Annotated in this window: 10 protein-coding genes; 6 read left to right on the forward strand and 4 right to left on the reverse strand. The window is 59.1% G+C overall.

Translation table 11 applies throughout. From position 1 onward, the window contains the following. The first annotated feature begins 161 nt into the window (after nucleotides 1-161). Nucleotides 162-857: a pirin family protein gene (locus AACV02_RS14705; protein WP_119740600.1), complete on the forward strand. Its 696-nt coding sequence runs from the start codon at nucleotides 162-164 to the stop codon at nucleotides 855-857. Between the two features lie 65 nt (nucleotides 858-922). On the opposite strand, the gene pgm is transcribed toward AACV02_RS14705, so the two are convergent. The 4 genes from pgm to AACV02_RS14725 form a co-directional block, all read right to left on the reverse strand. Then, nucleotides 923-2,566 carry a phosphoglucomutase (alpha-D-glucose-1,6-bisphosphate-dependent) gene (gene pgm / locus AACV02_RS14710; protein ID WP_106578094.1) on the reverse strand — a complete coding sequence of 548 codons (1,644 nt, stop codon included), beginning with the start codon at nucleotides 2,564-2,566 and terminating at the stop codon, nucleotides 923-925. A gap of 105 nt (nucleotides 2,567-2,671) precedes the next feature. Continuing rightward, entirely contained in the window at nucleotides 2,672-4,078 is a 1,407-nt protein-coding gene (locus tag AACV02_RS14715; RefSeq protein WP_119740602.1) for an aminotransferase-like domain-containing protein, read from the reverse strand. Beyond that, nucleotides 4,075-5,508, reverse strand: a complete 1,434-nt coding sequence (locus tag AACV02_RS14720) for a hypothetical protein (protein WP_106578092.1) — start codon at nucleotides 5,506-5,508, stop codon at nucleotides 4,075-4,077. The genes AACV02_RS14715 and AACV02_RS14720 overlap by 4 nt, the downstream gene beginning before the upstream one ends. A gap of 723 nt (nucleotides 5,509-6,231) precedes the next feature. Continuing rightward, nucleotides 6,232-7,254: a zinc-dependent alcohol dehydrogenase family protein gene (locus AACV02_RS14725; protein ID WP_106578091.1), complete on the reverse strand. Its 1,023-nt coding sequence runs from the start codon at nucleotides 7,252-7,254 to the stop codon at nucleotides 6,232-6,234. 247 nt (nucleotides 7,255-7,501) lie between these two features. Here AACV02_RS14725 and AACV02_RS14730 point away from each other — a divergent pair, with 247 nt between their 5' ends. From AACV02_RS14730 to AACV02_RS14750, 5 genes are all read left to right on the forward strand, one after another. Continuing rightward, on the forward strand, nucleotides 7,502-8,416 hold the full coding sequence (locus AACV02_RS14730) for a LysR substrate-binding domain-containing protein (protein WP_010210548.1): 915 nt from the start codon (nucleotides 7,502-7,504) through the stop codon (nucleotides 8,414-8,416). 500 nt (nucleotides 8,417-8,916) lie between these two features. After that, nucleotides 8,917-9,606, forward strand: coding sequence for a class I SAM-dependent DNA methyltransferase (locus tag AACV02_RS14735; RefSeq protein WP_119740604.1), 690 nt, complete (start codon nucleotides 8,917-8,919; stop codon nucleotides 9,604-9,606). A 12-nt stretch (nucleotides 9,607-9,618) separates the two neighbouring features. Continuing rightward, nucleotides 9,619-10,548: a 2-oxoglutarate and iron-dependent oxygenase domain-containing protein gene (locus tag AACV02_RS14740; RefSeq protein ID WP_119740606.1), complete on the forward strand. Its 930-nt coding sequence runs from the start codon at nucleotides 9,619-9,621 to the stop codon at nucleotides 10,546-10,548. 23 nt (nucleotides 10,549-10,571) lie between these two features. Further along, nucleotides 10,572-11,939 (forward strand): NAD(P)-dependent oxidoreductase, encoded by a 1,368-nt coding sequence (locus AACV02_RS14745; RefSeq protein ID WP_119740608.1) that lies wholly within the window; start codon nucleotides 10,572-10,574, stop codon nucleotides 11,937-11,939. Further along, entirely contained in the window at nucleotides 11,936-13,039 is a 1,104-nt protein-coding gene (locus AACV02_RS14750; protein WP_119740610.1) for a mandelate racemase/muconate lactonizing enzyme family protein, read from the forward strand. Before AACV02_RS14745 ends, AACV02_RS14750 begins: the two co-directional genes overlap by 4 nt. Nucleotides 13,040-13,056: the final 17 nt, after the last annotated feature.

The raw sequence follows: 13,056 nt of genomic DNA on the forward strand, positions 1-13,056 counted from the left end.
CTCAGTTCCAGCCAATTGCTTTGACGTCATGCAGTTAGGCGATGAAGTGAAAGTTGAAACGCCTGTAACCAATCGAATTATTGGATGAGAATCCAGCAATTTTTACGCTTTTTATCGATCATGCACTGCTGGATCATGGTCCCCATCAACAGGAGACTCTCATGCTCGAACTTCGACCTTTCAACACGCTGGGCGGCGCCCATCATGGCTGGCTTGACGCCCATCACCACTTTTCATTCGCCCAATACCACGACCCCAAGCGCATGCACTGGGGCAACCTGCGGGTATGGAACGACGACATTATCGCGCCGGGCACGGGTTTCCCGCAGCACCCGCACCGCGACATGGAAATCATCACCTACGTGCGCGAAGGCGCCATCAGCCACGCCGACAACCTGGGCAACAAGGGCCGCACCGAGGCCGGCGATGTGCAGGTGATGAGCGCCGGCACCGGGATTGCCCACAGCGAATACAACCTGGAGGCCACCCCGACCAAGATTTTCCAGATCTGGATTATTCCAAACGAAGCTGGCTTGCCGCCTTCATGGGGCGCCAAACCCTTTCCCCAGGGAGATCGCGGGGGCTTTGTGACCCTGGCCAGCGGCAAGGCCGGTGACAGCGAAAGCCTGCGCATCCGCGCTGATGCACGTCTGGTGGCGGCCAACCTGAAAGCGGGCGAAAGTGCCGAGTATCGACTGGACAGCGGGCGCCGCGCGTACCTGGTGCCGGCGACGGGCGTGATTGAAGTCAATGGCTTGCGTGCGCAAGCGCGAGACGGCGTGGCGGTTGAGGATGAGCAAGTGTTGCGGGTGACGGCGCTCGAGGACAGCGAGATCGTGCTGGTCGATCTGGCTTGAAGGGACTTTCGTTAACCTGAAAATGTGGGAGGGAGCAACTCCCTCCCACAGCCGATATGGCGTGATTACTGGCTGATTGCGCCGTCGACCAGCACCTGCGCTTCTTCTACCAGTTGCTTGAGGTGATCCTCGCCCACAAAGCTCTCGGCGTAGATCTTGTAGATGTCCTCGGTGCCCGATGGGCGCGCGGCAAACCAGCCGTTTTCGGTCATCACCTTCAAACCGCCAATCGCCTGGTTATTGCCCGGCGCATGGCTGAGGATCTGCTGAATGCTTTCCCCGGCCAATTGCGTGGACGTGACCTGTTCCGGCGACAGCTTGCCCAGCAAGGCTTTCTGCGCCGGGGTGGCCTTGGCGTCGACGCGGATCGCGAAGGGCTCGCCCAGCGCATCGGTCAGGCCACGGTAGATCTGGCTTGGGTCCTGGCCTTTGCGCGAGGTCATTTCCGCCGCCAGCAGGGCCGGAATCAAGCCATCCTTATCGGTGCTCCACACAGTGCCATCCTTGCGCAGGAACGAGGCACCGGCGCTCTCTTCGCCGCCAAAACCCAGGGAGCCTTCAAACAGGCCATCGGCAAACCATTTGAAGCCTACGGGCACTTCGTACAGACGACGGCCGATACGCGCGGCCACGCGGTCGATCAAGCCACTGCTGACCACGGTCTTGCCCACGGCTGCATCGGCGCGCCAGTCCGGACGGTTCTGAAACAGGTAATCGATGGACACGGCCAGATAATTGTTCGGTGCCAACAGGCCGCCGGACGGCGTAACAATGCCGTGTCGATCGTGGTCCGGGTCGCAGGCGAAGGCCACGTCGAACCGCTCCTTGAGGCCGATCAAGCCTTGCATCGCATAGCTTGAGGACGGGTCCATACGGATCTGGCCGTCCCAGTCGACGCTCATGAAGCGGAAGGTGGAATCGACTTCAGTGTTCACCACGTCCAGGTTCAAGCGGTAGTGCTCGGCAATCGCCGACCAGTAGCGCACCCCTGCTCCGCCCAGAGGATCGACGCCCAGGCGCAAATCGGCGCTGCGGATGGCGTCCATGTCGATCACGTTGACCAGGTCGGCCACGTAGCTGTTGAGGTAATCATGGCGGTGCGTGGTATCGGCCTTGAGCGCCTGGGCGTGGGTGATGCGCTTGACCCCGGCGAGTTTGTTGGCCAGCAGTTCATTGGCCTTGGCTTCGATCCACTTGGTGACGTGGGTATCGGCTGGGCCGCCATTTGGCGGGTTGTACTTGTAGCCGCCACTTTGCGGCGGGTTGTGCGACGGCGTGATGACGATGCCGTCGGCCAGGCCCGTGGTGCGGCCGCGGTTGTAGCAGATGATGGCGTGGGAAATGGCCGGGGTCGGCGTGTATTCATCGCCCTCGGCCAGCATCACGTGCACGCCGTTGGCCGCCAGGACTTCCAGCGCGCTGGCACCGGCCGGTGTCGACAGCGCATGAGTATCCAGGCCGACGAACAAAGGACCGTTGATGCCTTGGGCTTCGCGATACAAACAGATGGCCTGGCTGATGGCGAGTACGTGCCACTCGTTGAAGCTCAGCTCAAACGAGCTGCCACGGTGGCCGGAGGTACCAAAAGCCACACGTTGGGTGGAGATCGCTGCATCAGGCTGGCCTGTGTAGTAGGCCGTGACCAGTCGCGGGATATCCACCAGCAACTGAGCTGGCGCCGGCTTGCCCGCAAAAGGACTGATAGTCATGCATGAACCTCGAAAAGAAGGATTTGGAAAAAACGACAGTTTACTGAGAGTTGGACTACTACGCGACGGTATCGATCCTACAAAACCCAGAGAAATTTCATGCATCTAGCCCGTTTGTGCCTGCCGCAGCGCATCAGCCAGTGCCGCCAGCGCAACGTCCAGGTTGGGCTGCCCATGAAAGGTATGGCTCAAACGCATGTGCTGATGGTGCAGGCCGCCGACACTGAACAACTCGCCGGGCGCCACCACCACTTGCCGGGCCAGTAAACACTGGAACACCTGGCGCATGTCCACTGCCTGGGTCGAACCCAACCAGAAGGTAGCGCCGCCGGCAGGCATGCGATAAGTCACTTGATCGCCCAAATGCTGGTCGAGCAGCAGGCTCATTGCCCCGGCTTGCTCACGCAGCAACTGACGCAGGGTACGCAGGTGCTGATCAATTTGCCCGCTCTGATACAGGCGGGCAATCGCGCGTTGGCGAATTGACGACAACCGGAACGAGCGCAGCAGAAACTGGCGCTGTAATTGGCTGCTCATGTGCCGAGACAGCGCGTAGCCATACGGCGCTTCTGGGCCGAGAATTTTCTCGAAGGAGGAGAACACCATCAGCCGCTCCGGGTTCACCAGATCGCGCAAGGCCGTGTGGGGCGGTTTGAAACTCAACTCCCCGCACGTGTCGTTCTCCAACAGCCAGCACCCATGCTGGTCGAGCAATTGCGCCACCTTGAGGCGATCGCGCAGGGCCATCGCCACGCCGGAAGGCTGGCTGACCGTCGATGAGAGCAGCACCAGGCTCACGCGCTCGTCGCGCAGCAGGCCTTCGAGCGACACCAGGTCGAGGCTGCCGTCCTGCGCCCAGGGCAATTCGAGCAGGCGGATGCCGGCATCCTGCAGCAGGCGCAGGATCAGCCAGTCGCAGGGCGACTCGATAATCACCGTAGAACCGGGCAGGCCGAGCACCTCGATGAGGATATCAAGCACCCCGCGCAGGTCGGCACCGATATACACGTCGTCGGCGTGCCAGCAGCGCGTCGGCGACGAGGTGTAACGCGCCGCCAGCGCTGCGCGCAGCTCCCACACCCCACATGGCTGGGACCAGGGCTGCAAGTGGTGCGGGTATTGGCGCACCAACTCCCGCTCCAGGCGCAACAGCGTGCTGTCCAGCGATGCCAACAAGGCAGGTTCATCGCCACTGAGCACTACCATGCCCGGGCGTCGCGCGGCCACATAGAGGCGCTCGAGCAAATCCCCGCTTGGCCACGTCGAGGCGCCGCCGGCAAGCGGCCAGGCGTAATAGCCTGACTTGGCCACTGAATACACCCGCCCCTCTTTCTCCAGCAGCGAATAGGCGTACTGGATGGTGGAGATGGACACGTTCAGGCGCTGGGATAACTGGCGCAGAGACGGCAGCTTTACCCGGCTATCGCTGCTGACCTCGTCAATCAGGTTGATCATGTAGCGATACACCGCCTGATAGGCGAAATCCACCTGCCGCACACCACGCAGCGTCATCGCCCGGACAGCTGCAAGGCCATGTCGGCACTGGCCATCGACCGTTCCTGACGGCAACCACGAGCGGTACTGCCGCGGCCGCCGGGCATTGGCCGCTTGCGGTACAGATGCTGAAGCAACGGCAGCGGCAGCCCGCTGGCGTCGGTTACCCATTGCTGCAGCATCTCGGCAGCGGGCTTGCCCTGCAGCACTTTGTGCAGTTCCGGCAGGGCCACCAGCATGCCCGAGTGGCACTGGCGCAAATAACCTTCCAGCCGCTCACCGTGGTGGATAAAGGGCGAAAACAGCAGGCAGATCAACTGGCCCTCATCCAGGCCGAAAAACTGCTGGGCGTGCTGGGCCGATATGGCGCGCCCTTCGCGGCTGACGGCTTGGGTGATCAACGCTTCGCACACTTGCCGACGACGCAGGTAATTCGCTGCCTGCAGCATGAACCCTTCGACGCCCGCTTCGTAATCCAGCGCCCTCAGGCTCTCGGCTTGCAGGCCTCGCAGGTGCGCCATCAACATCGGATTGGCAAAGGTCGGATGACTCAGATGAAAGCCCAGTGGGTCCGGGTTATAGGCCATGAACTCGGTGAGCAACGGTGCACAAGCGCGGTCAATGCCGTCCAGCAGGTCGGCGATACCGATGTACGCGAGGTGGCGGTGCCCACCCGGGCTGGTGTCGCTCTTCGCCACATAGTGCTCGCCGTACAAGTCACGATAAATGTCATCACTCCACTGATCCATGCGCGCGAACAGCCCATTGAGCGTGGCAGGCCTGCCCGCAGGAACCTCGACGCCTGCGGCCTGGGCGGTCTTTTTCAGCCAGGCCAGCAACTGGCCCTGCTTGCGCGCGCAATCGCCGCTGACCAATGCATGCACGCCACCGTCCCAGGCGGTGACGCGCTGGTAGAAGTCGCCCAAGGCCAGATAGGTCTCGTTGCACAGTGTTGCGCGAACGTCACCGGAGGACAGATGCCCCATCATCAGCATGTTGCGCTGGCTGACCTCGCGCCCAGTGGCGGAGGCCGGGCGCTGGTGGTTGAACGGCAGCACCTGGTGGTTTTCCACCATCAGCAGCTCAACCCGTGGGTCGTCGTGAAAAAACAACTGGCTGTAGCCGCGGTGAAGCGTGTCAAGCGTGCCTTGGGTCATGCCGCTGTGACGCAAGGTGGCCACGCGCAGTTGGAACGTCCTGGGGGCGCGGCCGGCGATGCTTAATTGCGCGGCACGCAACAACGCCAGGGTGTAGCTGCTGACTTCACCGCCGCCATGGGCCACCAGCACCTTGTAGTCGCCCACCTGCTCCATACCGCCAGCGGCAACCACAATCCGCTGTATCAACAATTGAAGTGCTGTACGTTCTGCACGATTGAAGTGCCCAATGAGCCGTTGCAGTACTTGCTGGTAAACATAATTCATAGCTTGTTCGTGAATAGCGCTCATAGCTCTACTACCTGAGTTGAAATATCAGTTTCAAGCAACTACCGAGACGTATTGTCCGGTCTATTGCATCTGTAAGAAGGGGTGCCCGCGCTACCGTGTTCGCGATAAATAAACACTAGCACTGTGCAATTAATCGACATGGAATATGCACCGGAGCGCAGTTGGAGCATCCGTTGCGCCAACAGGCCGTGCGTGAGGCGTCCAGGCCGTCAATGCGGCAATCCTAGGAATGCTCTGACGGCCCCCTACACTCATTTATCCTTAAACTAGAAGATGAATCTGACACATAAAAAGCTTCTAACTTTGACCTCCGCTGATTTATCGATTGAGGCTCGCCTGGAAAGTACCCGCATCCTCGGGCCCAGGCAGTTGCTGCATTATCACGGGGAGTTGCAGGCAGCCCCTGTTGGGGTATCAGAGTATCAATCATTACTCGGTCCTTGAGTTGAACGTGAAGACTCAATTATCAGGACTGGAATAATGATTAACAGATACAGAAGCCGGTCGAAAACCAGTTCAGATAATTATCCGTTGCGGCGTAAATGGCGCGCACACAAAGACGCCGCGCTGAAAATCAGGGCGGCGGCAGGGGCAAAGGTATCGTTTACAGGACCGAAAGACGCGCGCGCGTTTCATCCAACGCGCGGGTTAAGCCCTGCTAAATGGCGCATTTGTCTCATGCGCCCAGGGCCCGGATGACTCATTTGCGAATATTCCTACACCTCAAACAGCTTCAACCTGCAACGCAACGCGTTCGCGACACGGGCATTCGTCCATATAGCGGTGCGCTTCCACGAACTGATTGAATGGAAACACCGTCGTTTTCAGCGGCACCAGTACGCGGTCGGCCGTCAGTTGGTTGATATCACGCAGCGCACGCTGCAAGGCCACCTGATCCTGAATGATGCCCAGCTCCGGCTTGCCGGTGAAGTTGCCGATGCAATGCACAAAGAACTGAATGTTCTTCTGGAACGCTGCGCACGCCGGAAACGGTGTCTGGTTGCCGCCTTGCAGGCCATAAAGCACCAGGCTGCCACGCGGTGCCAGCACGTCACCGAGCAACGACATCTGCGGGCCGCCCAAGCCATCGAACACCACGTCAACGCCGCGGTTGTCGGTGAACTTGTTGACCTGCATGAGCAAGTCCTGTTCTTCGGTGACAATCACCTTTTCTGCCCCGAGGGACAGCAGGTACTCACGCTCTGCGCTGTCTTTGGTCGCGGCAATCACCCGCACACCCAGGGCTTTGCCCAGTTGTACGAACGAGGGGCCGGCGCAGTGGCTGGCGTCGGTCACCAGGGCAAACTGGCCGGGTTTGACCCGCGCCAGGTCCACATAGGCAAAGTAGGCAATCAGCAGCGGCGTGTAGTGCACGCTGGCTTCAATCGGGCTCAAGACGTCCGGGTAACGGGTCAGGGCCGAACGGGGCAGGACGATCTGTTCGCCATACACCGGGTAATCGTTAGGGCTCTCGGCCGGAAAGCTGGCCACTTTATCGCCCACCGCCAAGTCGTCCACGCCGTCGCCGAGGGCTACAACCACCCCGGCCATCTCATGGCCGAGGCCGGATGGCAGACGTGCATGGGAAGACGCCAGGTTCTGGCGCCACAAAATGTCGTACCAACTGATGCCAATCGCGTCGACACGCACCTGCACTTCGCCCGGTGCGGGCAGCGCGGCTACATGCTCTTCGCACTTGAGCACCTCGGCCGGACCAAACTTGTGAAAACGGATCGTGCGGGACATCGCAAACCTCGTCAAAGTAACCTCTAATGCCATGAACTCTATCTGGGCTTTCCAGGTAAGACCACCGGTCGCCGTTAATAGTCGACATGCCTGTCATTGATTCCGCAACTGAGGAATGGACCCCAGATCTTGTAGGAAAACTCAATTAGCCGGTGCAGAGTACCAGCCTTTCCCCGTAAGATTCATGCCGGTCATTGTTTACATGTGGCCGCTCTCGTCAAGCTCGCTGACTCTTCCAGGACACAAGATGAACCGTAACGACCTGCGTCGTGTCGACCTTAACCTCTTGATCGTATTCGAAACCTTGATGCATGAGCGCAGTGTGACCCGTGCTGCCGAGAAGCTGTTCCTTGGCCAGCCGGCCATCAGTGCGGCGTTGTCGCGCCTGCGTGGACTGTTCGATGACCCGCTGTTTGTGCGCACCGGGCGCAGCATGGAGCCGTCCGCCCGCGCTGTAGAGATTTTCGCCCTGCTCTCACCGGCCCTGGACTCGATTTCCACCGCCGTGAGCCGCGCCGCCGAGTTCGACCCGGCCACCAGTACGGCCGTGTTCCGCATCGGTTTGTCGGACGACGTCGAATTCGCCCTGCTCCCCCAGTTGCTCAAACGCCTGCGCGCCGAAGCGCCGGGCATCGTGCTGGTGGTGCGCCGGGTCAATTACATCCTGATGCCGGGTCTGCTGGCCTCCGGCGAAATTTCCATCGGCGTGAGCTACACCGCCGACCTGCCGGCCAACGCCAAGCGCAAGGTCCTGCGCCGCAGCCTGCCGAAACTGCTGCGCGCCGACAGCGTGCCCGGCTCGCTGAGCCTGGATGATTTCTGCGCCCGCCCCCATGCCCTGGTGTCGTTCGCCGGCGACCTGAGCGGGTTTATCGATGAAGAGCTGGAAAAACTCGACCGCAAACGCCACGTGGTCCTAGCCGTGCCTCAGTTCAACGGGCTGGGCACATTGCTGGCCGGCACCGATATCCTGGCCACCGTGCCGGACTACGCCGCCGAGGCGCTGACCTCAGCGGGCGGTTTGCGCGCAGAAGACCCGCCGTTGCCCGTACGCTCGTTCGAATTGCACATGGCCTGGCGTGGCTCGCAGGACAACGATCCGGGAGAGCGCTGGTTGCGCTCGCGGATTCAGATGTTTTTTGGCGACCCTGAGAGTCTCTAAGCATCGTCACGAAGCCAGTTCATCCTGATCACTTCTGCTTTTTGATAGACCATGGAAGTCCATGCACTTCCAGGGAATTGCTACGTTCGAAGGTATATTTTAGGGCATGCTTGGGATGGTTTGAAGCGGATGCCCCCAGCCTCACGTACTACAGTCCCCTCTCGAAAACTGCCCCATTACTCTGCGCAAACACCGCTGAGTGAAGGTAGGCCGATGAGATGCTCCTCTGCGCCCAAGGGTGGGAGCAACCCAGTGTTCCAGCGCAATAGTGGACAGATCAACCACCTGTACCGTGAAATAGGAATACTCCAATAAGTCCTGTCTAGCGTCCCATAGGAAAACGGCATGTATAACACCTGGTTATCCATGTAGGATAAATCCGAAGGATAAGTCATCTATTTGGTCTTTACAGCGCGGTACCGGCGAATAAGAATGAACCCCCCACTCACGCCCCACCCTGATTCATTCAACCTGAAAAATAATTTTCCGGAGAATACAGAATGGCCAGCGAAAATAACGCCACGAGAATTTCTACCGCTTATTCCTCGACATCGGTGAATCGCGCCCTCAACTTCAATCGCGATTACTTTCGCCTCAGGGATTACTATGAAACATGGTCTACTGATTATGACAATGATGTGTCCGAAGAGAACTATTGCGGTCCACTCGTAATCAGCGACCTGCTGACATCGCTTCTTGGCAACGCAGACACAAACAACAGAAAACCTCGTAGTGCTTTACGCATCATGGATGCCTGCTGCGGGACCGGGTTGGTGGGGAAACAACTGACCCAACGAGGTTTTAGCACTATAGACGGTTGCGATCTGTCACCGGCGATGACACAGTTGGCGCGTCAGACCCAAGCATATGGGGCGCTCTACGGCGGAGTGGATCTGACCGAACACAACACGTTAATTGCGGACAGCGGGTATGACGCAACCTTGTGCTGCGGTGCGTTCATCGAGGGTCACCTGCCCATAGAAGCCATTCACGAACTTATTCGCATGACTGCCCCCGGCGGACTTTTACTGTTTAGCACGCGATGCACGTTCTATGAGGCAGAAAACTTCGCGGACCTGTTGGGCAGTTTAGTCGCGACAAAAAAACTATCCCCCCTACCGTCACTTATGAATGCTCCTTATTTAGACGAGGTACATGCTCACTACCTAGCATTTAGAATTACCCGATAAGGGGGCTCGAGCATGGAGGCCTTGAATCGCATTTCACTTGAAGTGCTTGAATCTATTGATACGCCGCGCGAAGTACGACGCCTACGTGAAACCTGTATTAAGGACGGTTTCTTTTATTTAACCGAACACGGTATAAGTCCGCTGCTTATCGATCAGGCGTTTAGTGCGGCGCGACAATTCTTCGCGCTGCCGCTGGAGATCAAGAATCATTTTTCCCAAGACCACCAACAGGTCAGCCCCAGAACTTGCCGGGGTTATGTACATACCTTTGGCGAAACATTGCACGCCCCTACCGGTCCCGATTGTAAACAGCACTTCGACATGGGACGAGAGGCCGCCCTGTGCGAAAAACCTTTCACAGGTCCGAACTTGCTACCCGACGAGCAAATAGCTCCCGGTTTCGCCAAGGCGATGCTGGCCCTGCAAGACCAAGTCATGCACCTAGTGGTGCCTCGATTATTACAAGGACTGGCGCTTGCCCTGGGGTTGGACAAGCTGTTCTTCGAGCCCTTCTTTTCTGATCCGGTGCTGATACAGCGTGCCCTGTACTACCCACCACTGCGCAGTGGCGCGGGCAAACACACGGACAACGGCATATTCACCTTGCTGTTCCAGGAGGCCGGTGATGCCTGCGCGCTACGCGCTTTTTCCCAAGGACGCTGGATCGATGTGCCGCCTCGCGGGCACGAAGTGGTGATCAACCTGGGGGACATGCTGATGAAGTGGAGTAACGGCCTCTTTACCAGTACACCCCACCAAGTCATTCACCGTGCGAACAGTGGCAGGGTATCGCTGCCGTTTTTTGTGTACCCGAACGTGGACGCCAGGTTCAACCCTCTGGGCAGCGACCAGGTCGTGTCGTGCCAGCAAGTCATGCTTGAAAACTTCAACTCAATCTGGGTAACCGGCCAGGGTGCCGGCAGGGCACGCGAACTCGCTTGACCCCACCATCAGGAGGAATCGATATGCAAGCTGCCAAGCCGAAAGTCGGCTTCATCGGTACCGGCAATATGGGCCGTCCATTGATAGAGCGTCTGCTGAATGCGGGTTATCACGTCCAGGTCCATGATATCGACCCCGCGCATGCTGGACCGGTGATCGAGTTGGGCGCTTTCTGGAAAGACACCCCTGCCCTGTGCGCCCACACATGCCAGATTGTGGTGACATGCCTGCCGCTACCGCACCACGTGCTGGAAAACATGACGGGGGAGCACGGCGCTCTGGCGGGAATGGCCGAAGGTACGGTCTGGATCGACACCTCCACCACCGACTATCACAACACCCAACATATCGCTGAATTGGCCAGGCAAAAAAATATCTTCAGCCTGGAAGCGCCCGTCAGCAACCTGTCACATATGGGCGTGGATTTTGCCAACGTATGCTTCTACATCGGCGGAGATGAACGCGGCTACCCATTGAGCCGGGTCATGCTTGACACCATGGGACGCAAGTCTTTCTACGTGGGAGAGATCGGTGCCGGCCAATCGGTCAAATTGCTCACCAACCTGCTGTTCTACACCGCCACCGTGGTATGGGCCGAACTGCTGGTCATGGCCAGAGCCAACGATATTCCGCTCCACTGGCTGTGGGATTACGTGAAAGTCTCGCGGGGAAACTGCTTTGTCAGCAACCAACTGACCCCATTCATATTCGACGCCAGCTACGATCATTCCTGCACGTTGGAAATCACCGTCAAGGACACCAGCCTCACCGAGGCATTGGCCGATGAGCTGGGGGTGGCCATGCCGCTGGGACGCATCGTCGCGCAGCGCTACCACCAGGCTGGGACGCTGTTCGACAGCCAGGACAATCACGTAAAGGTGGCCGCCATGAGCGAGCGGGAAAACGGACTATCCCTCACCCTGCCCGATTTTCATGCGCCTTCGCCCTATGGCGCCAACCGCGACTATCGCCACAGCGGCGTTGTGATTGAGGACCCCCTGGGCCGCATCACTCCGGCCCTGGCACAGACGTTTCATTCGGGCCTTGTATTCACCGACGACAACAAGATCAAGCTGGCCTCGCACCTGGTGGAATTCCTGGCCTGCATCAACAAGGTCATCCTCGACGAGGCCTGGCAAATCGGTCGCGCAATGGGTCTTTCGGACACGCTGATCGAGCAGGTGGTGAACTGGAGTTGCGGCCCCAGTTGGGTTGCCGAACACCTGGATAGCTATGAACCTTGCCTGGACAGTATCGCAGCGGTTGGCGAACTCCAGCAGGCACTGCAACTGCCCGTCATTGAGCAAATTTTTCACCAGTCGATTCTGGGCTTTCCCTCCCCTGCCCGCGCAGTCGGGCGTGCGGTGCGGCAGGGAGCGTTCGCACCATGAAAATCACCTCCATCAAGGTCTACCAGCTGGATATACCGCTCAAGAACAAATACAGCCTCAGCGGGGGGCGACTGCACTATGACTCACTCGACTCCACCATCGTCCTGGTCACCACGGACAGTGGCCTGGTGGGCGTCGGCGAGAGTTGCCCTTGGGGCGCCACTTACTTGCCTGCCTACGCCAAAGGCGTGCGGGCCGGCATAGAGGAATTGGCGCCGCACCTGTTGGGTGAAAATCCACTGCACCTGGATCAGATCAATGCACGCATGGACGTGATGCTTCCGGGTCACCCCTACGTGAAAGCTGCAATCGACCTGGCGTGCTGGGACATCCTCGGCAAACACTGCCAACTGCCGGTATACGCATTGCTTGGCGGCCGGTTCCAGGCGTCGATAGCCTTGCAAAGCAGCATTCCCACCGACGATACAGAGCAGATGGCGGCCCATCTGGCCTTGGCTCGCAGCGAGGGTTATCGCACCCACTCCTGCAAGGTCGGCATCGGGGTGGAGGAGGATGTGGCTCAGATCCAGCGCCTGCTCGAACAGCGCCTGCCCGGAGAGGTCATCACCTTCGATGTCAATCGTGCCTGGACGGTTTCGGAGGCCGTCGCCGTAATGAACAGCGTGGAAGACCCAACAGTGTGCTTCGAACAGCCCTGCGAATCCTTGGAGCAGTGCCGAGCGGTGCGGGAACTGACACGCAACCCGATCATTCTGGATGAGTCCATTGTGACCCTTGGCGACCTGGTACAAGGCCAGCGCCAGAACATCGCCCAACTGATAGGGTTGAAGATTGGCCGCGTGGGAGGACTGACCAAAGCCCGACAGCTTCGGGACTTCTGCATCTACCACGGCATACGGATGAATATTGAAGACGTCGGCGGCACCCAGGTCAGTGACAGCGCCGTTATGCATTTGGCAGCTTCGACCCCTGGCCGCCTACATCGTGCCAGCTGGAATTGCTGCCGACACCATGAGATGCACGTGGCCGAGGTGGATTTTGAAATCAGCCAAGGCCGTGCCTACCTGCGTGACAGCCCAGGCCTGGGGCTGACGCTTGACTCCCGGCAGTTCGAGCACCCCGTCGCCCAGTACGGATAAATTTCACTGTCCTTCCA

It is taken from the genome of Pseudomonas sp. Larv2_ips, from assembly GCF_963879675.1.
Taxonomy (GTDB): Bacteria; Pseudomonadota; Gammaproteobacteria; order Pseudomonadales; family Pseudomonadaceae; genus Aquipseudomonas.

What these genes read in the sequence shown, in the direction of transcription:
- AACV02_RS14730 (WP_010210548.1), top strand. Translation starts at nt 7,502, where the DNA reads ATGAACCGTAACGACCTGCGTCGTGTCGACCTTAACCTCTTGATCGTA.
- AACV02_RS14745 (WP_119740608.1), top strand. Translation starts at nt 10,572, where the DNA reads ATGCAAGCTGCCAAGCCGAAAGTCGGCTTCATCGGTACCGGCAATATG.
- pgm (WP_106578094.1), bottom strand. Translation starts at nt 2,566, where the DNA reads ATGACTATCAGTCCTTTTGCGGGCAAGCCGGCGCCAGCTCAGTTGCTG.
- AACV02_RS14715 (WP_119740602.1), bottom strand. Translation starts at nt 4,078, where the DNA reads ATGACGCTGCGTGGTGTGCGGCAGGTGGATTTCGCCTATCAGGCGGTG.
- AACV02_RS14705 (WP_119740600.1), top strand. Translation starts at nt 162, where the DNA reads ATGCTCGAACTTCGACCTTTCAACACGCTGGGCGGCGCCCATCATGGC.
- AACV02_RS14725 (WP_106578091.1), bottom strand. Translation starts at nt 7,254, where the DNA reads ATGTCCCGCACGATCCGTTTTCACAAGTTTGGTCCGGCCGAGGTGCTC.
- AACV02_RS14750 (WP_119740610.1), top strand. Translation starts at nt 11,936, where the DNA reads ATGAAAATCACCTCCATCAAGGTCTACCAGCTGGATATACCGCTCAAG.
- AACV02_RS14740 (WP_119740606.1), top strand. Translation starts at nt 9,619, where the DNA reads ATGGAGGCCTTGAATCGCATTTCACTTGAAGTGCTTGAATCTATTGAT.
- AACV02_RS14735 (WP_119740604.1), top strand. Translation starts at nt 8,917, where the DNA reads ATGGCCAGCGAAAATAACGCCACGAGAATTTCTACCGCTTATTCCTCG.
- AACV02_RS14720 (WP_106578092.1), bottom strand. Translation starts at nt 5,508, where the DNA reads ATGAGCGCTATTCACGAACAAGCTATGAATTATGTTTACCAGCAAGTA.